19 protein-coding genes are annotated in these 15,372 nt (G+C 66.9%); 15 read left to right on the top strand and 4 right to left on the bottom strand.

The genetic code is table 11. The features are described from left to right. Positions 1-20: 20 nt before the first annotated feature. From FHY50_RS08395 to tatC, 10 genes are all read left to right on the top strand, one after another. Complete coding sequence (locus tag FHY50_RS08395; protein WP_140048021.1) at positions 21-191, top strand: CsbD family protein; 171 nt, start codon at positions 21-23, stop codon at positions 189-191. 99 nt (positions 192-290) lie between these two features. After that, complete coding sequence (rarD, locus tag FHY50_RS08390) at positions 291-1,217, top strand: EamA family transporter RarD (RefSeq protein ID WP_243846602.1); 927 nt, start codon at positions 291-293, stop codon at positions 1,215-1,217. A gap of 39 nt (positions 1,218-1,256) precedes the next feature. Beyond that, entirely contained in the window at positions 1,257-2,984 is a 1,728-nt protein-coding gene (argS, locus tag FHY50_RS08385; protein WP_140048020.1) for an arginine--tRNA ligase, read from the top strand. Continuing rightward, complete coding sequence (locus FHY50_RS08380) at positions 2,984-3,724, top strand: SPOR domain-containing protein (RefSeq protein ID WP_140048019.1); 741 nt, start codon at positions 2,984-2,986, stop codon at positions 3,722-3,724. Before argS ends, FHY50_RS08380 begins: the two co-directional genes overlap by 1 nt. Positions 3,725-3,768: 44 nt before the next feature. Continuing rightward, positions 3,769-4,773, top strand: a complete 1,005-nt coding sequence (gene nagZ / locus FHY50_RS08375; RefSeq protein ID WP_140048018.1) for a beta-N-acetylhexosaminidase — start codon at positions 3,769-3,771, stop codon at positions 4,771-4,773. A 38-nt stretch (positions 4,774-4,811) separates the two neighbouring features. Further along, positions 4,812-5,546: a segregation and condensation protein A gene (locus tag FHY50_RS08370; protein ID WP_140048017.1), complete on the top strand. Its 735-nt coding sequence runs from the start codon at positions 4,812-4,814 to the stop codon at positions 5,544-5,546. Next, positions 5,543-6,121, top strand: coding sequence for an SMC-Scp complex subunit ScpB (gene scpB, locus FHY50_RS08365; RefSeq protein ID WP_140048016.1), 579 nt, complete (start codon positions 5,543-5,545; stop codon positions 6,119-6,121). Before FHY50_RS08370 ends, scpB begins: the two co-directional genes overlap by 4 nt. A 28-nt stretch (positions 6,122-6,149) precedes the next feature. Then, positions 6,150-6,380 carry a twin-arginine translocase TatA/TatE family subunit gene (locus FHY50_RS08360; protein WP_140048015.1) on the top strand — a complete coding sequence of 77 codons (231 nt, stop codon included), beginning with the start codon at positions 6,150-6,152 and terminating at the stop codon, positions 6,378-6,380. 59 nt (positions 6,381-6,439) lie between these two features. Continuing rightward, complete coding sequence (tatB, locus tag FHY50_RS08355; protein WP_140048014.1) at positions 6,440-6,847, top strand: Sec-independent protein translocase protein TatB; 408 nt, start codon at positions 6,440-6,442, stop codon at positions 6,845-6,847. Further along, positions 6,844-7,608, top strand: a complete 765-nt coding sequence (gene tatC, locus FHY50_RS08350) for a twin-arginine translocase subunit TatC (RefSeq protein WP_140048013.1) — start codon at positions 6,844-6,846, stop codon at positions 7,606-7,608. Before tatB ends, tatC begins: the two co-directional genes overlap by 4 nt. Positions 7,609-7,675: 67 nt before the next feature. Here the strand turns inward: tatC and FHY50_RS08345 are convergent, their stop codons facing one another. From FHY50_RS08345 to FHY50_RS08335, 3 genes are all read right to left on the bottom strand, one after another. Beyond that, the gene (locus FHY50_RS08345; RefSeq protein WP_140048012.1) at positions 7,676-7,801 is read right to left on the bottom strand and encodes an entericidin A/B family lipoprotein; all 126 of its coding nucleotides are present in this window, start codon (positions 7,799-7,801) and stop codon (positions 7,676-7,678) included. A gap of 275 nt (positions 7,802-8,076) precedes the next feature. Next, positions 8,077-9,627: a sensor histidine kinase gene (locus FHY50_RS08340; protein WP_243846601.1), complete on the bottom strand. Its 1,551-nt coding sequence runs from the start codon at positions 9,625-9,627 to the stop codon at positions 8,077-8,079. A gap of 38 nt (positions 9,628-9,665) precedes the next feature. Continuing rightward, entirely contained in the window at positions 9,666-9,830 is a 165-nt protein-coding gene (locus FHY50_RS08335) for a NepR family anti-sigma factor (RefSeq protein WP_244935314.1), read from the bottom strand. Between the two features lie 346 nt (positions 9,831-10,176). Between FHY50_RS08335 and FHY50_RS08330 the strand changes: the two genes are divergently transcribed. The 3 genes from FHY50_RS08330 (at position 10,177) to FHY50_RS08325 (ending at position 11,907) form a co-directional block, all read left to right on the top strand. Further along, the gene (locus tag FHY50_RS08330) at positions 10,177-10,977 is read left to right on the top strand and encodes a response regulator (RefSeq protein ID WP_140048009.1); all 801 of its coding nucleotides are present in this window, start codon (positions 10,177-10,179) and stop codon (positions 10,975-10,977) included. A gap of 42 nt (positions 10,978-11,019) precedes the next feature. After that, positions 11,020-11,157, top strand: coding sequence for a hypothetical protein (locus FHY50_RS14220; RefSeq protein WP_166745404.1), 138 nt, complete (start codon positions 11,020-11,022; stop codon positions 11,155-11,157). 108 nt (positions 11,158-11,265) lie between these two features. Continuing rightward, positions 11,266-11,907, top strand: a complete 642-nt coding sequence (locus FHY50_RS08325) for a sigma-70 family RNA polymerase sigma factor (protein WP_140048008.1) — start codon at positions 11,266-11,268, stop codon at positions 11,905-11,907. A 25-nt stretch (positions 11,908-11,932) separates the two neighbouring features. On the opposite strand, the gene FHY50_RS14215 is transcribed toward FHY50_RS08325, so the two are convergent. After that, the gene (locus FHY50_RS14215) at positions 11,933-12,109 is read right to left on the bottom strand and encodes a hypothetical protein (protein ID WP_166745403.1); all 177 of its coding nucleotides are present in this window, start codon (positions 12,107-12,109) and stop codon (positions 11,933-11,935) included. 71 nt (positions 12,110-12,180) lie between these two features. On the opposite strand from FHY50_RS14215, the gene FHY50_RS08320 reads away from it, so the two are divergent. Together FHY50_RS08320 and FHY50_RS08315 are read left to right on the top strand one after the other, a co-directional pair. Continuing rightward, positions 12,181-14,868, top strand: coding sequence for a bifunctional [glutamine synthetase] adenylyltransferase/[glutamine synthetase]-adenylyl-L-tyrosine phosphorylase (locus tag FHY50_RS08320; protein WP_140048007.1), 2,688 nt, complete (start codon positions 12,181-12,183; stop codon positions 14,866-14,868). Continuing rightward, the gene (locus tag FHY50_RS08315; protein WP_180345102.1) at positions 14,865-15,335 is read left to right on the top strand and encodes a peroxiredoxin; all 471 of its coding nucleotides are present in this window, start codon (positions 14,865-14,867) and stop codon (positions 15,333-15,335) included. Before FHY50_RS08320 ends, FHY50_RS08315 begins: the two co-directional genes overlap by 4 nt. Positions 15,336-15,372: the final 37 nt, after the last annotated feature.

Here is a 15,372-nt window from a genome sequence, read left to right as displayed (position 1 = left end):
GAGATTTGAGGAGATTAACCATGGGCGAACTCGTCGACAAGATCAAAGGCAACGTCAACGAAGCCATCGGCAAGGCCAAGCAGCAGAGCGACAATCCCGATACGCGCGCCGAAGGCGCCGCTCAGGAGGGCAAGGGCAAGGCTCAGCAGCTCGGCGGCAAGGTCAAGGGCGCGCTCGGCGACGATATCTGACGACTTCCTCTCGTAGTCACTACGGGATGAGCAGGGGCTTCCGGAAAACCGGGAGCCCCTTTTTCGTGTCGACCGATTCATGCTCTTTTGCAGCGCAGCATGACACCCTATCTGCCGCGCATGCACGCGCCGCTGTCCCGTCCCGCGATCGACCGCACCGGCCTGCTGCAGGGCATCGGCGCCTATCTCATCTGGGGTCTGCTGCCGCTCTATTTCATCCTGCTGCGCGGGGTCGGGTCGGGCGAAGTGGTGGCGAGCCGCATCCTGTTTTCGCTGCTGTTCCTGGCAGCCATCCTCGCCCTCGCGCAGCGCGGTGCGAAATTCCGCGCGGCGATGCGCGATCGCACGGTTGTCGCGATGCTCGCGCTCAGCGCGGCGCTGATCTCCATCAACTGGCTGGTCTATATCTGGGCAGTCCAGCATCATCAGGTCGTCGCCGGGAGCATGGGCTATTTCCTCAATCCGCTGGTCAGCGTGCTGCTCGGCGTCGTGGTGCTCAAGGAGAGGCTGACGCGGCTTCAGGTCGTAGCCGTCGCGATCGCCGCGGTCGGCGTCGCAGTGCTGGCCCTGTCGGCTGCCGATGGCCTGTGGATCAGCCTGACGCTCGCCTTGTCGTTTGGGCTGTACGGGCTGGTGCGCAAGACGGTCCGGGTGGAAGCGCTCGAAGGGCTGGCGATCGAAACCGCGATCCTGACGCCGATCGCGCTCGCCTATCTCGGCTGGCTGGCGCAGGGTCCGGGGATCGCCCTGGGGGACGACACACAGCTGACTGCGCTGCTGGTCGCCTCGGGCGTGATCACTGCGGTGCCGCTGCTGCTGTTCGCCGCTTCCGCGCGGCGGCTGCCGCTGGCGACGGTCGGCCTGCTGCAATATATCGCGCCGACTCTCCAATTCCTGCTCGCGGTGCTGGTGCTCGGCGAGAGCCTGACGGCGGCGCATATCCTTTGCTTCGCCTGTATCTGGAGCGGGATCGCGCTGTACGTGACCAGCACGGTGCGTGCGCCGCGCAGGGTGCGCCCTGCCTGAGGCTTTCGCGCGCCGGGCGCTTGGGCTAAGCGCCGCGGCATGACGCTTTATCCCCGCTTTGCCGCGCATCTCGGCGCCGTTCTCGACAGGCTGATCGAACAGGGCACGCTGCCCGCCGGGCTCGAACGCCGCGCGATCACGGTCGAGCCGCCGCGCGACCCGAGCCACGGCGACCTCGCCACCAACGCCGCGATGGTGCTCGCCAAGCCCGCGGGCACCAATCCGCGCGCGCTCGCCGAAGCGATCGCCGCCGAATTGCGCGCGCTGGAGGAAGTCGAGAGCGTGTCGGTGGCCGGGCCGGGTTTCATCAACCTCACCCTGACCGACGCGACCTGGCGCGGCGAGCTGCAGGCGATCCGCGACGCCGGCGATGCGTTCGGCCGCTCCGATGCCGGCGTGGGCACGACGGTCAACATCGAATATGTCTCGGCCAACCCGACGGGGCCGATGCACATGGGGCATTGTCGCGGCGCTGTGGTGGGCGACGCGCTTGCCAGCCTGCTCGAGGCGGTCGGGCACCGCGTCATCCGCGAATATTACGTCAACGATGCCGGTGGCCAGGTCGATACGCTCGCGCGCTCGGTGCATCTGCGCTACCGCGAGGCGCTTGGCGAGGACATTGGCGAGATCGCCGAGGGACTTTATCCCGGCGAGTATCTCAAGCCGATCGGGGCTCAGCTCGCGGCGGAGCATGGCGACCGGTTCGTGAAGGAGCCCGAGCAGGAATGGCTGGTCCCGTTCCGGCAGGCTGCGGTCGCGGCGATGCTGGAGTTGATCCGCGCCGACCTCGCACTGCTCGGCATCCATCACGACGTGTTCGCATCGGAAGCGGAATTGCAGGCGGCGGGCAAGCCCGAGGCGGCCGAAGCGTGGTTGCGCGCACGCGATCTCGTCTATGACGGCGTGCTCGAAGCGCCCAAGGGCGAGACGCCCGAGGACTGGGAACCGACGCCGCTGCCGCTGTTCCGATCGACCCGGTTCGGCGACGATCAGGACCGGCCGATCCGGAAATCGAACGGGCAATGGACCTATTTCGGCGCCGATCTCGCCTATCATTTCCAGAAAGCCGAGCGTGCCGACCAGCTGATCGACATCTGGGGCGCCGACCATGCCGGCACCGTCAAGCGGATCGTCGCCGCGGTCACCGCGCTGACCGAGGGCAGGACCCGCTTCGACGTCAAGCTGGTGCAGATGGTGCGGCTGATGCGCGCCGGCGATCCGATCAAGATGTCGAAGCGGTCGGGCAATTTCGTCACCATCGCCGACATGGTGGGCGAAGTTGGCAAGGACGTGGTCCGCTTCACCATGCTGACGCGCAAGGCAGATGCGCAGATGGATTTCGATTTCGCCAAGGTGGTCGAGGCGTCGAAGGACAATCCGGTCTTCTACGTCCAATATGCGCACGCCCGAGTCGCGTCGCTCCATCGCCGTGCCAGCGAGGCACAGATTGCGTGCCCCGACGCCGACCTGTCTCTGCTTGATACAGCAGATCTGGCGCTGGTGCAGCGCGCCGCACAGTTCCCGCGCGTCGTGGAGGCTGCTGCCTTTGCGCGGGAGCCGCATAGAATAGCCTTTTATCTCTACGACTTGGCTGCGGAGTTCCATGCCGCATGGAATGCCGGTAACGACGATCCCGCTCGTCGCTTTCTGGTGCCGGACGATCCTGCGCTCACCTGCGCGCGGCTTTTCTTGGCGGACGCGATCGGGCAGATCATTCGCAACGGCCTCGCCATCATGGGAGTGGAGGCGGTCGAGGAGATGCACTGATGAGCGGGTCGCAATGGACCGAGGGGCGCAGCGAGGACCGACTGCCCTGGCTGGAAAGCGCCGATGGCGACTATTCGCGGCGCGGGTCGTTCGGCCGCGTGATCCTGCTCGTGCTGCTCGCGCTCGGCCTCATCGCGGCGGCGATCTATGCGTTCGGCTGGCTCCAGTCGCGCCCGACGGCGAGCGGCACCGGCGAGCTGATCGAAGCGCAGGAAGGCGACTACAAGGTCAAGCCGGATGAACCCGGCGGGATGAAGGCCCAGGGCGAAGGCGACACGGTGTTCGCCACCAGCGAAGGCGGCGCGCCAAAAGGCCGCGTTGACCTGAGCGCCATCCCCGAGGCGCCGATCGCGGCGGTCAAGGGCACGGCCGGCGCGGCGGCGGCGCCTGTGCAGGGCAAGGGCGGCACCCGCGTGGTTGCGCCGGTGCCGGCATCGAAGGGCGCGCTGACCGCAGCGGCGCCGGCGCGCGCGGGCGGCGCCAACCGGCCGGAGACAGCGAGCGACGGCACGCTGGTCCAATTGGGTTCGTTCCCGTCCGAAGGCGGGGCCAATGCCGAATGGACGATGCTGTCGAAGCGCTTCGGCTATCTTGCCCCGCTGACGAAATCGGTCGAGCGCGCCGAGGTCAACGGTGCGACGGTGTATCGCCTCCGCGTCGGCGGCGGCAGCAATGCGCAGGCACGCGATCTGTGCGCCCGGCTGAAGGTTGCGGGCGAGGCCTGCTTCGTGGTGCGCTGACCCGCTCGATTGATCGCCGGCACCGCTGGCGATAGGGGGCAGGGATGAAGCCTGTCATCTTCGGCCTGTCCGGGCCGGTGCTCACCGACGACGAGCGCGCCTTGTTCCGTGAGGCCGATCCGGTCGGCTATATCCTGTTCAAGCGCAATTGCGTCGATCGCACTCAGCTGCGCGCGCTCACCGACGATCTACGCAGCCTGGCCGGGCGCGACGACCTGCCGATCGCGATCGACCAGGAAGGCGGGCGGGTCGCGCGGATGCAGCCGCCCGAATGGCCGGCCTTCCCCGCCGGACCGCGCTTCGATGCGCTGTACGAGGTCGCACCCGCGTCGGCGATCGAGGCGGCGCGCGCCAACGCCCATGCGCTGGCACTGATGCTGCGCGAAGTCGGGATCAGCGTCGATCTGCTGCCCCTGCTCGACGTGGTCCAGCCCGATACTACGGCGATGATCGCCGAGCGGGCCTATGGCAGCGATCCGATGCGCGTCGCCGCGCTGGGGCGCGCGGTGCTCGACGGGCTGGCGCGCGGCGGGGTGGTCGGCGTGGTCAAGCACATGCCGGGGCATGGCCGGGCAGTGGTCGACAGCCATCACGAAGTGCCGTTCGTCGATGCCGACGCCGCCGCGCTCAAGGTCGATCTGGAACCGTTCCGCACGCTCGCGTCGGCGCCGATGGGAATGACCTGCCACTGCGTGTTCCGGGCGTGGGACGCCGATCGCCCGGCGACGCTGTCGCCGACGGTGATCGGCGACGTCATCCGCGGGCGGATCGGGTTCGATGGTCTGCTGATGACCGACGACATCGACATGAAGGCGCTGTCTGGAACCGCCGGCGACAAGGCGGTGGCCGCGCTGGCGGCCGGATGCGACGTCGTGCTCGATTGCTGGGGACGGATGGACGAGATGACCGACATTGCCGGACGCATCGGCGCCCTCGGCCCGCGCGGGCGAGAGCGGCTCGACGCGGCGATGGCATCGGCAGCAGGCGGCGGCGATGGCGACTTCGATGCGTTGATCGCCACGCGCGACGCGCTGCTGGCGCTGGTTTGATCCTCCCCGCGGCGCGCAGGATCGGCTAGCATCGCCCGATGCCGCCCGCCGATCCCGACACGCTGACGCTCGACCTCGACGGGTGGGAGGGGCCGCTCGACCTGCTGCTGGCACTGGCGCGGACGCAAAAGGTCGATCTCAAGGCGATCTCGATCCTCGACCTGGTCGAGCAGTATCTGGGCTTTCTCGATTCGGCACGCGCCGTCCGGCTCGAGGTCGCTGCCGATTATCTGGTGATGGCCGCATGGCTCGCCTATCTCAAATCGGCCTTGCTGCTGCCGCGCGATCCGCTGGAGACGCCGAGCCCGGAGGAACTCGCGCTGCGGCTGCAACTCCGGCTCGAACGCCTCGACGCGATGCGGGAGGCGGGGGCACGGCTGGTGGCCCGCGATCGTCTCGGCCGCGACGTATTCGCGCGCGGCGCGCCAGAGGGGCTGCGGACGATCCGGGCGACTGCATGGCACGCCGAGCTGTACGACATCCTCGCTGCCTATGGCCGGATCAGCGCGCGCACCCGGCCGGTGATGCATATCGTGGCGGTGCGGCCGGTGATGACGCTCGAAGTCGCGATCGAGCGGATTTCCCGGCTGGTGGGCGCGGCGATCGAGTGGACGGCGATCGAGCGCTTCCTGCCGGGCGAGACCGACCCGGGCTATCGCAGGTCGGCGCTGGCATCGAGCTTCGTCGCTGCGCTGGAACTGGCGCGGCAGGGACGGATCGAGATGCGGCAACAGGCGGCGTTCGCGCCCCTCTACCTGCGCGGTGCGCCATGACCCCACCCGACGAGGAGGTGCGCGCGATCGAGGCGCTGCTGTTCGCTGCCGAGGCGCCGATGACGACAAGCGAGATGCGGCTGTATCTGGGCGAGGACATCGACCTGACGCGCGCGCTGGCGCGACTCGAAGCGGCGTATGCCGGGCGCGGCGTCGAGCTGGTGCGGCGCGGCGATCGCTGGCATTTCCAGACCGCCGCCGATCTCGCGCATCTGCTGCGCCGCGAGCGCGCCGACAGCCGCAGGCTCAGTCGCGCGGCGATCGAGACGCTGGCGATCATCGCCTATCACGAACCGGTCAGCCGCGCAGAGATCGAGGCGATCCGCGGCGTGCAGATATCGAAGGGTACGCTGGACGTCCTCATGGAAGCGGGCTGGGTGCGGCCCGCCGGGCGGCGCGAAGTTCCCGGCCGCCCGCTGATCTATGCGACGACGCCGGGTTTTCTCCAGCATTTCGGCCTGTCGAGCCGCCGCGACCTGCCCGGCATCGACGATCTGCGCGCGGCCGGGCTGCTCGACCCGGTCGATCTGGCGTTCGAACAGGCGGAGGTGGCAAATTCCGGCGATGACGCCTAGATAGGGTGGGAACTCTGGGAGATTCGTGATGGGTGGTTTCAGCCTGATGCATTGGCTGGTGGTCGGGGTCCTCGTGATCCTGCTGTTCGGCGGGGCGCGTTTTTCGAACATGATGGGTGACGTCGCCAAGGGCATCAAGAACTTCAAGAAGGGCATGGAAGACGACGACAAGCCGGCCGAGCCGAGCCGCATCGACGCCCAGCCTGCCGCCAAACCGGCATTCGATCATGACGCGGACCGGGTCCGCGAAGAGCGCTGATCGCTTGATCGTGCCGTGTTCCCGGCGCGCCCGCGCGGTGCGCCCAAAGGCGTTGGCGAATGCTCGACTTTAACCCTACCGAGTTTCTGGTCGTCGGCATCGTCGCGTTGCTGGTGATCGGGCCGAAAGACCTGCCCAAGGCGATGCGCTTCGTCGGGCAGTGGGTCGGGAAGGCGCGCGGCATCGCGCGGCAGTTTCGGTCGGGGTTCGATTCGATGATGCGCGAAGCCGAACTTGCCGAGATGGAAAAGAAATGGGCCGAGGAAAATGCGCGGATCATGCGCGATTTCCCGCAGACGTCCGATCCGCTCGCGCCTGCGCCGAAGCAGGCAGCGCTCGAAGCACCCGCGGCCGAGCGCGCCGCTCCGCCGCTCGCCGATGACGCCCGCCCGGCCGATTCGGTCGAACGTCCGGTGATCCACGACGCCACCGCTGCGCCCGCCGCCGGGGACAAGCCGCAGAAATGAGCGAGATCGACCAGAGCCAGGCGCCGCTGCTCGACCATCTGATCGAATTGCGCAGGCGGCTGCTGTTCAGCGTCGTCGCGATCCTGATTGCGTTCGGTGCCTGCTATGCCGTTGCCGAACACATCTTCAGCTTCCTGGTGCAGCCGCTGATCCGGGCGGGGCAGGGCAAGGTAGTCTTCACCCAGATTTTCGAGGCGTTCTTCGTACAGGTGAAGGTTGCTTTCTTCGCGGCGATGATGATCTCGTTCCCGGTGATCGCCAACCAGATGTGGCAATTCGTCGCGCCCGGCCTGTATCGCAAGGAGAGGCAGGCATTGCTGCCGTTCCTCCTCGCCACGCCGGTGCTGTTCACCGCTGGCGCCGCGCTTGCCTATTATGTCACCATCCCTGTGGCGCTGCGCTTCCTGCTCGGTTTCCAGGGAAATTACGGCGGTATCCAGCAGGAGGCGCTGCCCGCCGTCGGAAACTACCTGTCGTTCGTCATGCAGTTCCTGTTCGCGTTCGGGATCGCCTTCCTGCTGCCGGTGCTGCTGATGCTGCTCGAGCGGGCGGGGATCATCACCCGGCAGGGACTGAAGGACTTCCGGCGCTATTCGGTCGTCGCCGCATTCGCGATCTCGGCGGTGCTGACGCCGCCCGACATCGGTTCGCAGTTCCTGCTCGCGATCCCGCTGATGCTGCTCTACGAAGTGGCGATCATCGGCATCTGGTTCACCGAGCGCAAGCGGGCGCAGACTGCCGAGGCCGAACCGGCCGAATGATCCTGCGCACGAAAAAAGGGCCGCCCGTCGCCGAGCGGCCCTTGTTTTCGGTAGTTGCCGGACCGCTTTAGTTGGCGGCGTCCTCGACTGCCGAGCCTGCCGATTGCACGTCTTCGCCGACACCTTCGACCGTGTTGCACGCGCTTACCATCAGCGCACCGGCAACCATCGCGAGACCCAGAAACTTGCGCATACTAACCTCCATCAAAACCTAGCCAGCGGATAATGCGCTCGCGGAAACTTCGTTCCACAAGGACAACGTTTCAAATTGTGGACAATGCCGTCGCAGCGAACCGGCTCGACCCCCGAAAATAATTAGGCCCGAAAACATCACCGGGGGGGGAGGGTGGATGTTTTCGGGCCTATAACGTGGACAGCGAGAGCGGGGGGGCAAAAGGTCGCTGTCCGAACTGTAGAACGTGGCGCGCGAAATAGGGTTCCGGGCCGATGTCGATTTTTTCCGAACGCTCAGGTTTTGCCGGTGATCGGGATCGTGATGTCATAGGCGCCGGTCAGCGGATCGTGGTGCAGCGCCGACCGCAGCTGCCGTCCCAGGCCGGTGATGACGCGGCCGTAGCGGGTGGCGAGCAGATGCTCAAGCGCATCGCTTTCGATCAGCGAGGTCGATACCACCCGCAGCGTCGCGCGGCCGTCCTCGGTCGACCGAACGGCGATGCGGATCTGGCTGACCGGGTTGATCAGCATGGCCAGCTCGACCAGTTCGGTCACCAGAAATGCCACCGCGACCGCGACGTCCTGATTGACCAGCACCGGCTCGACTTCCAGCGCGATCGCCAGTCTCGCGGCTTCCTCGGGTGCGGTGGCGCGGATATTCGACGCCAGCTCGCCGAGCACCGGACGCAATTCGAGTCCTCGGCTGACTTCCATTTCGGCGAAGTGGTACCGATGCACCACCGCCAGCGCATCGACGCGGCGCTGGATCGACGCATAGGCTTCGGCGGCTTCCGGCGTGGTCGCACTGCGCGAATGAAAGTTGATCAGGCTGGCGATAACCTGGAGGTTGTTCTTGACGCGGTGATGGACTTCGCGCGTCAGCTTGGTCTGGCGAACCAGCCCGTCGGCAAGATCGGCCTCATGCAAGCGCACGGTGCGCGTAATGTCGCCGAACGTATCGCCGAGTTCGGCGATCTCCTGCGCGGGGGCGCGGCGATAGGGCGCCGGTTCGAAATCGCGACCGGGAGCATAGGCGCCGACCTGCGCGCGCAACCGCCGCAGCGGGCGGATCAGCAGCCGGTCGACCACGAACCAGCCGATGCTGGCCGCCGCCGCCCACATCAGCAGCGGCAACAGCATAGCGACGATCAGTGGCGACGTGATCGCCGCGCTCGGCACGGTCAGCTCGACGACGAGGTCGGCAATCGCCACGGGCGCGCGGGCGCGCTCGACACGCGCGAAGGCACCGACCGCAGCATCCCTGCGAAGCGACAGCGTGTTGCCGTCGCTCAGCAGGTCGACGCCATAGACCGATGCGAACCCGCTCGGTTCCGCGAGTTCCCCCAGCGCCTGCACGGGAAAGAACACGCCGCCTGTCGCCGTACCACCGCGGCCGGAAATGCCGACCAGCATGCCCCGGCCGTCCCGGAACTCGATGGCGATCGGAACGCCCGGCGCCGGGACCGGCGCGGACGCCGCCAGCCCGCCGCCGCACAACAGCCGGCCTCCACGATCGCGAATTGCGAATTGCGCGGCATCGGCAAGCGGCGCGAATGCACCCGTCACGCGCGCGCATGCCAAGGCGTCGTTCGGATCGGCCGCCAGTGCATCGACGGCGTCGCGCACTGCGGCGATGTCGCCGCCCAACTGGATCGACAGGGTGCGCGAGACCTCGACCGTCGCCACGCGCAGCCGCGCGCGGGTTTCCTGGTCGGCAATCCGGGTCGTCTGGAGAGTGGCGAAGATGGCGATCAACGCCAGCGGAAGCAACGCGCCGCTGAGGATCAGGAACATCTTGGCGCCGGTCGGCAGCCGGGTCAGCGCCATCGGCCGGGCCGCACTCATTTGCTGCCCGGAAGTAAATTCATTCATCGTGTCCGGTGTCACCCGAGCTTGTCGAGCAGGGTCATCATCTCGTCGGGGATCGTCTCGTCGATTGCTTCGCGATACACCGCCCGCAGCGCGTCGCCGACATCCTTGTCCTTGCGATGCACCTTGGCACTGGCAGTCTTGCGCGGCTCGATCGCCTTGTTTTTAGCCGGCTCCACCTGGTCCCCCAACATACCTTAGCACTCGTACCGCTCCATCGCCGCATTGGCGCGAAAACCAATTGTCGGCGAGGCGCGTCGTAATCGCATAACCCGAAGCCGCAATACCCAAAGGCGATTGCCACAGGACGTCCCGGCTTACGACACCGGACCGCTCTGAGGTGCAATCGCGCCTTATTTCGTGAAACCAAAAACGGCGTCGATGGTTCCATGTCTTGGCGCAAAAACGGGGAGGGGCTCTTCGTCGTTCAAATGCCGCATGTTTGTCGCCGCGGGCGCGCCGCGGATTGCATTGTGTTCGCGCGTGCGCCACGGCGCGCGAGCATCGAAGGAGAATGTAACGATTATGTCGCTTGGTCAGCAGCTTGCGCCGCACCTCCCCTTTTTGCGCCGCTACGGCCGCGCTCTCACCGGCAGCCAGACGCATGGCGATCGCTATGTCCGTGCGACGCTGGAGGCGATTGTCGAGGCGCCGGATCAATTTCCGCGCGACGTCGATCCGCGTCTGGGCCTGTACCGCACCTTCCAGGCGATCTGGGGATCGACCAATACCGACGGGGACGACCTCGAGGAAATCGGGGGCGATGATGCAGAGGCGATCGCGCGCGCCCGGCTGGCGCGGATTGCGCCGGTATCGCGCCAGGCGCTGTTGCTGACCGCGATGGAGGGTTTCACCGTCGAGGACACGGCCTATCTGATCGATCGCGACAGCGAAGAGGTCGATCGGCTGGTCAGCGATGCGTTGGCCGAGATCGAGCAGCAGACGCGCGCACGAGTGCTGATCATCGAGGATGAGCCGATCATCGCCATGGATCTCGAAGCGATCGTGCGCGATGTCGGACATGACGTGACCGGAGTCGCTGTCACGCGCGACGAGGCGGTGGCGCTTGCGATGGAAGATCGCCCGGGGCTGGTGCTGGCCGACATCCAGCTCGCCGACGACAGCTCGGGGATCGACGCGGTCAAGGATATCCTGGCCAAGTTCAACGTGCCAGTGATCTTCATCACCGCCTTCCCCGAGCGCCTGCTGACCGGCGAGCGGCCCGAGCCGACGTTTCTCATCACTAAGCCGTTCCAGCGCTCGACGGTCAAGGCGGCGATCAGCCAGGCGCTGTTCTTCGACCAATCGACCGTTCCGGTTGCGTAAGAAGGCTTGGACACAAACAGGAAGTTGGGGGTTCTAACGTTCATGGACGATTCAAACAAAGAAACGCATGTCTCGACCGACGGCGCACGCGCTGGCGCGACGCCGCACATGACGCGATATATCCTCGGCATTTCACTGGTGCTGGTAGTGGCGATCTTCGCTTTCCTCCTGCTGGCCTGATACGATCGGGCTGAGTCAGGTCGCGCGGTACTGGCGCGATCGGACGAACCTCCTTATCTGCTGCGTAGCGGACGCATTGCGGATGCATCATTTTTTTCACGGGGCGGCATGAGCGACAGCGACGATTCCAATGCGCAGGAAGAACGCGTCGAGCCGGTCGAGCACGTGTCGCTGTCGGACGGCGACTTCAAGCAGCAGCTTGCGCTGGTCATTCCGCACCTGCGCGCCTTCGGGCGGTCGCTGTCGGGTAGCCGCGACCTCGCCGACGATCTCGTGCAGGAAACGCTGCTAAAGGCATGGGCTGCGCGCAAGCGGTTTCAGGCGGGCACCAACATGCGTGCCTGGACCTTCATCATCCTGCGCAATCTCTATCTCTCGCAGATGCGCAGGGCGCGGTTCAAGGGCGAGTGGGACGATCTCGTCGCCGATCGGCTGCTTGCCGCACCTGCCAGTCAGGATCGTCATGTCGAGCTGACCGACATGCAACGCGCGCTGATGCACCTGCCGCAACCGCAGCGCGAGGCGCTTATTCTGGTGGGAGCCGGAGGCTTTGCCTATGAGGAAGCGGCCGAAATCTGCCATGTCGCGGTCGGCACAATCAAGAGCCGCGTGGCGCGGGGACGCGTCGCGCTGGAGGCCATCCTCAGCGATGGGTCGCTGCCGTCGCGGCGCGAGCACAGTTTCGAGGATGGCAAGAGTGCGCTCGATACGATCATGGGCGATGTCGAGCAGCTAAGCCGCGATCGCTGACTGCCTGATGCGCAATACCTGCCGCTCAGTGGCGGCGGTCGATGCGCTTGATCAGCAGCGACCATTCGTCGGGCATGGCATCCGGTTTCGGTCCGAACGCGTCGCGCAATGCAGACCCAACGCCGTCACCACTACGCGGCCGCCGCACGATTACCGCGTTCGGCGCATTGCGCTTGGTGGAAGAGGCGAAATCGACATTCATGCCTTTATAAACGGCGACGACCGCGAATTGTTGCTTGACAGCGCGAAAACTTTTGATCTCGCAGTGTTCACATGGTGACCACGGCGGCAATATTTGATGCGATGGCGCGCGCGCAGCGTCATTCCGACTTTCTCGGCATGGCGGCTCGGCGGTTTCCCGATCTGCTCGACGATCCTCTTGCTCTGCTCGCAGATCCGATTGCCGCGGCGTTCGCGGGCACGCAGGACTTCGCTGAAGGCAAGGCACTGCGCCTCGCGCGGCGCAGACTGGCATGGCTGGTCGCGATCGGCGACCTGTCGGGCAGCTATGACTTTCGCCGGGTGACGGCCATCCTGACGCGTTTTGCAGACATGGCGCTCGATCGCGCCATCCGCACCGCGATGCTCGAGCGTACCCCCGACGCCGAGCCCGGCGGGTTCGCGGCGATCGCGCTCGGCAAGCAGGGAAGTTTTGAACTCAACTATTCGTCGGACATCGATCCGGTGCTGATCTTCGATCCGCAAACGCTGCCGTGCCGCCCGCGCGAGGCCGCCGACGAGGCCGCGGTGCGCATCGGCAAGCGCGTCGTCGACCTGTTGCAGACGCGCGATGGCGACGGCTACGTGCTGCGCGTCGATCTGCGGCTGCGGCCTTCGCCGGAAGCCACGCCGATCGCGCTGCCGGTCGATGCCGCGATCGGCTATTATGAATCGCAGGCCCTGCCATGGGAACGCGCCGCCTATATTCGCGCGCGTGCGGCGGCGGGCGACATCGCCCTGGGGCAGCGGTTCCTCGACGCGATCCGGCCGTTCATCTGGCGGCGCTCGCTCGATTTCGGCGCGATCGGCGAATTGCGGGAGATCACCAGCCGCATTCGCGACCATTATGCGCAAGGCCAGGCATTCGGCCCCGGCTATGACCTCAAGCGCGGCCGCGGCGGCATTCGCGAGGTCGAATTCTTCACGCAGGTCCACCAACTGATCCATGGCGGCCGCGACCCGGAATTGCGCGCGCCCGCGACGCTCGACGCGCTCGAACGGCTGAGCGAGGCGGGGTGGGTCGAGCCTGAAACCGCCCGGGCGCTGGGCGACGCCTATGTCGCGCTGCGCACCGCCGAGCATCGCGTGCAGATGATCGACGACCGCCAGACGCACTGCCTGCCTGAGGACCAGGCGGCGCTCGACCGGGTCGCGGCGCTCGACGGGGTCGGCGACGGCGCGGCGCTGCTGGCGTGGCTGCGCCCGCACGTCGATTGTGTCGGCCGCCTCTACGACGCGATCGAGCCCGAGGCGAGCGATCGGCTGCCCGGCGACGATGCCGCGCTGCTCGCCCGGCTCGAGGCGATCGGGTTCGACGATGACCCGGAGTCCGCCGCGCAGCGCATCGCCGTGTGGCGCCAGGCGCGCTATCCGGCACTGCGCAGTGCCGCGGCGCAGGCGGCGCTGGAAGCAGTGCTGCCGGGGCTGATGGCGGCGCTGGGCGGGGCGCCGCAGCCCGCGGCCGCGATCGTCCGCCTCGACGCCATGCTGGCGCGATTGCCCAGCGCGATCAACTTCTTCCGCCTGATCGAGGCGGAGCCCGGGCTCGCCCGGCTGCTCAGCGCGATCCTCAGCCACGCGCCGACACTGGCCGAACAACTGGGCCGCCGCGCCGACCTGCTCGACGGGCTGATCGACGCGTCGGCGTTCGATGCGGTCGGTACGGTCGAGCAATTGGCGGCAGACATGGCGCGCGGCGAGGCGGGGGCCGACTATCAGGCACTGCTCGATCACGTCCGGCGTGTTGTCAACGAACGGCGGTTCGCGCTGGGAGCGCAGATTGTCGCGGGCGCCGCCGATCCGCTCGACGTCGCGCGCGGCTATGCACGCGTCGCGGAGGCGGCGGTCGAGGTGCTCGCGCGCGCCACCGTCACCGAATTCGCGCGCGCGCACGGCAAATTGCCCGATGGGGAACTCGTCATCCTCGCGCTGGGCAGGCTCGGGGGAGGCGCGCTCACCCACGCGTCCGACCTCGACCTGATCTACTGCTTCAGCGGCGATTATGCGGCCGAATCGGACGGCGCCAGGCCGCTCGGCGCAGTGCATTACTATAATCGGCTGGCACAGCGGGTGACGGCGGCGCTGTCGGTAGCGACGGCATCGGGACCGCTCTACGACGTCGATACCCGCCTGCGTCCTTCGGGGACGCAGGGGCCGCTCGCCGTATCGCTTGACGGGTTCGCGCAGTATCAGCGTGAGCAGGCGTGGACATGGGAGCATATGGCGCTGACCCGCGCGCGTCCGGTGTTCGGATCGCCGTCGGCGCGGGCGCAGGCGGGCGCGATCATCGCGGCGGTGCTGGAAGGAGATCGCCCGCAGCGCGACGTGCGGTCGGAAGCGGCGGCGATGCGCGACGAGATGGCGGCGCACAAGCCGCCGACCGGACCGCTCGACGCCAAGCTGTCGCCCGGCGGGCTGGTCGATCTCGAATTCGCGGTTCACACCGTCCAGCTGATCGCGCGCACCGGCTTCAACCCGCGCCTCGATCGCGCGATCGCGGCGCTGGCGGCGCATGGCCTGCTACCCCAGGAGTTCGTCGCGGCGCATGATTTCCTCACCCGCTTGCTGGTCACGCTGCGGCTGGTGGCGCCCGATGCCGGCGAACCGCCCGAATCGACGCGGCTGCTGGTGGCGCGCGCGCTGTCTTTGCCCGATTGGCCTGCCGTGGTTGCGACGTTCGCCGCGACCCGCCAAGAGGTGCTGGCGACTTGGCAGAAGATTTCGAAAGGTGCGCCGCAATGATCGATCAGGGCGATATGCTCCCCGATGTCGGCATGACCGACGCCGACGGCGCCCCGATCGCGCTGCGGTCGTTCGTCGGTCGGCCGCTGGTGCTGTACTTCTATCCGAAGGACGACACGCCGGGATGCACTCGCGAAGCGCAGGATTTCTCCGCGCTCTCTGACGACTTCGCTGCGGCGGGGGCGGCGATCCTGGGAATATCGAAGGACCCGCCCGCAAAGCATCGCAAGTTTATCGCCAAGCATGACCTCCAGCTTTCCCTGGCCAGCGATGAGGACGGTGCCGTGCTCGACGCGTTCGGCGTCTGGATCGAAAAATCGATGTACGGGCGCAGCTATATGGGCATCGAGCGCGCGACGTTTCTGTTCGATGCGGGAGGGGCGCTGGTGCAAATCTGGCGCAAGGTAAAGGTGCCGGGACATGCGCAGTCGGTGCTCGAAGCGGTGCGTGCGCTACCCGCCAGCTGACAGGCGCGAACAATTCCGGCGCTTCTGAAAGCCGCTG

It is taken from the genome of Sphingomonas japonica (assembly GCF_006346325.1).
Classification (GTDB): Bacteria; Pseudomonadota; Alphaproteobacteria; order Sphingomonadales; family Sphingomonadaceae; genus Sphingomonas; species Sphingomonas japonica.
This window is presented reverse-complemented; position numbering and strand designations above follow the sequence as displayed.

What these genes read in the sequence shown, in the direction of transcription:
- FHY50_RS08395 (WP_140048021.1), top strand. Translation starts at nt 21, where the DNA reads ATGGGCGAACTCGTCGACAAGATCAAAGGCAACGTCAACGAAGCCATC.
- rarD (WP_243846602.1), top strand. Translation starts at nt 291, where the DNA reads ATGACACCCTATCTGCCGCGCATGCACGCGCCGCTGTCCCGTCCCGCG.
- argS (WP_140048020.1), top strand. Translation starts at nt 1,257, where the DNA reads ATGACGCTTTATCCCCGCTTTGCCGCGCATCTCGGCGCCGTTCTCGAC.
- FHY50_RS08380 (WP_140048019.1), top strand. Translation starts at nt 2,984, where the DNA reads ATGAGCGGGTCGCAATGGACCGAGGGGCGCAGCGAGGACCGACTGCCC.
- nagZ (WP_140048018.1), top strand. Translation starts at nt 3,769, where the DNA reads ATGAAGCCTGTCATCTTCGGCCTGTCCGGGCCGGTGCTCACCGACGAC.
- FHY50_RS08370 (WP_140048017.1), top strand. Translation starts at nt 4,812, where the DNA reads ATGCCGCCCGCCGATCCCGACACGCTGACGCTCGACCTCGACGGGTGG.
- scpB (WP_140048016.1), top strand. Translation starts at nt 5,543, where the DNA reads ATGACCCCACCCGACGAGGAGGTGCGCGCGATCGAGGCGCTGCTGTTC.
- FHY50_RS08360 (WP_140048015.1), top strand. Translation starts at nt 6,150, where the DNA reads ATGGGTGGTTTCAGCCTGATGCATTGGCTGGTGGTCGGGGTCCTCGTG.
- tatB (WP_140048014.1), top strand. Translation starts at nt 6,440, where the DNA reads ATGCTCGACTTTAACCCTACCGAGTTTCTGGTCGTCGGCATCGTCGCG.
- tatC (WP_140048013.1), top strand. Translation starts at nt 6,844, where the DNA reads ATGAGCGAGATCGACCAGAGCCAGGCGCCGCTGCTCGACCATCTGATC.
- FHY50_RS08345 (WP_140048012.1), bottom strand. Translation starts at nt 7,801, where the DNA reads ATGCGCAAGTTTCTGGGTCTCGCGATGGTTGCCGGTGCGCTGATGGTA.
- FHY50_RS08340 (WP_243846601.1), bottom strand. Translation starts at nt 9,627, where the DNA reads ATGAGTGCGGCCCGGCCGATGGCGCTGACCCGGCTGCCGACCGGCGCC.
- FHY50_RS08330 (WP_140048009.1), top strand. Translation starts at nt 10,177, where the DNA reads ATGTCGCTTGGTCAGCAGCTTGCGCCGCACCTCCCCTTTTTGCGCCGC.
- FHY50_RS14220 (WP_166745404.1), top strand. Translation starts at nt 11,020, where the DNA reads ATGGACGATTCAAACAAAGAAACGCATGTCTCGACCGACGGCGCACGC.
- FHY50_RS08325 (WP_140048008.1), top strand. Translation starts at nt 11,266, where the DNA reads ATGAGCGACAGCGACGATTCCAATGCGCAGGAAGAACGCGTCGAGCCG.
- FHY50_RS14215 (WP_166745403.1), bottom strand. Translation starts at nt 12,109, where the DNA reads ATGAATGTCGATTTCGCCTCTTCCACCAAGCGCAATGCGCCGAACGCG.
- FHY50_RS08320 (WP_140048007.1), top strand. Translation starts at nt 12,181, where the DNA reads ATGGTGACCACGGCGGCAATATTTGATGCGATGGCGCGCGCGCAGCGT.
- FHY50_RS08315 (WP_180345102.1), top strand. Translation starts at nt 14,865, where the DNA reads ATGATCGATCAGGGCGATATGCTCCCCGATGTCGGCATGACCGACGCC.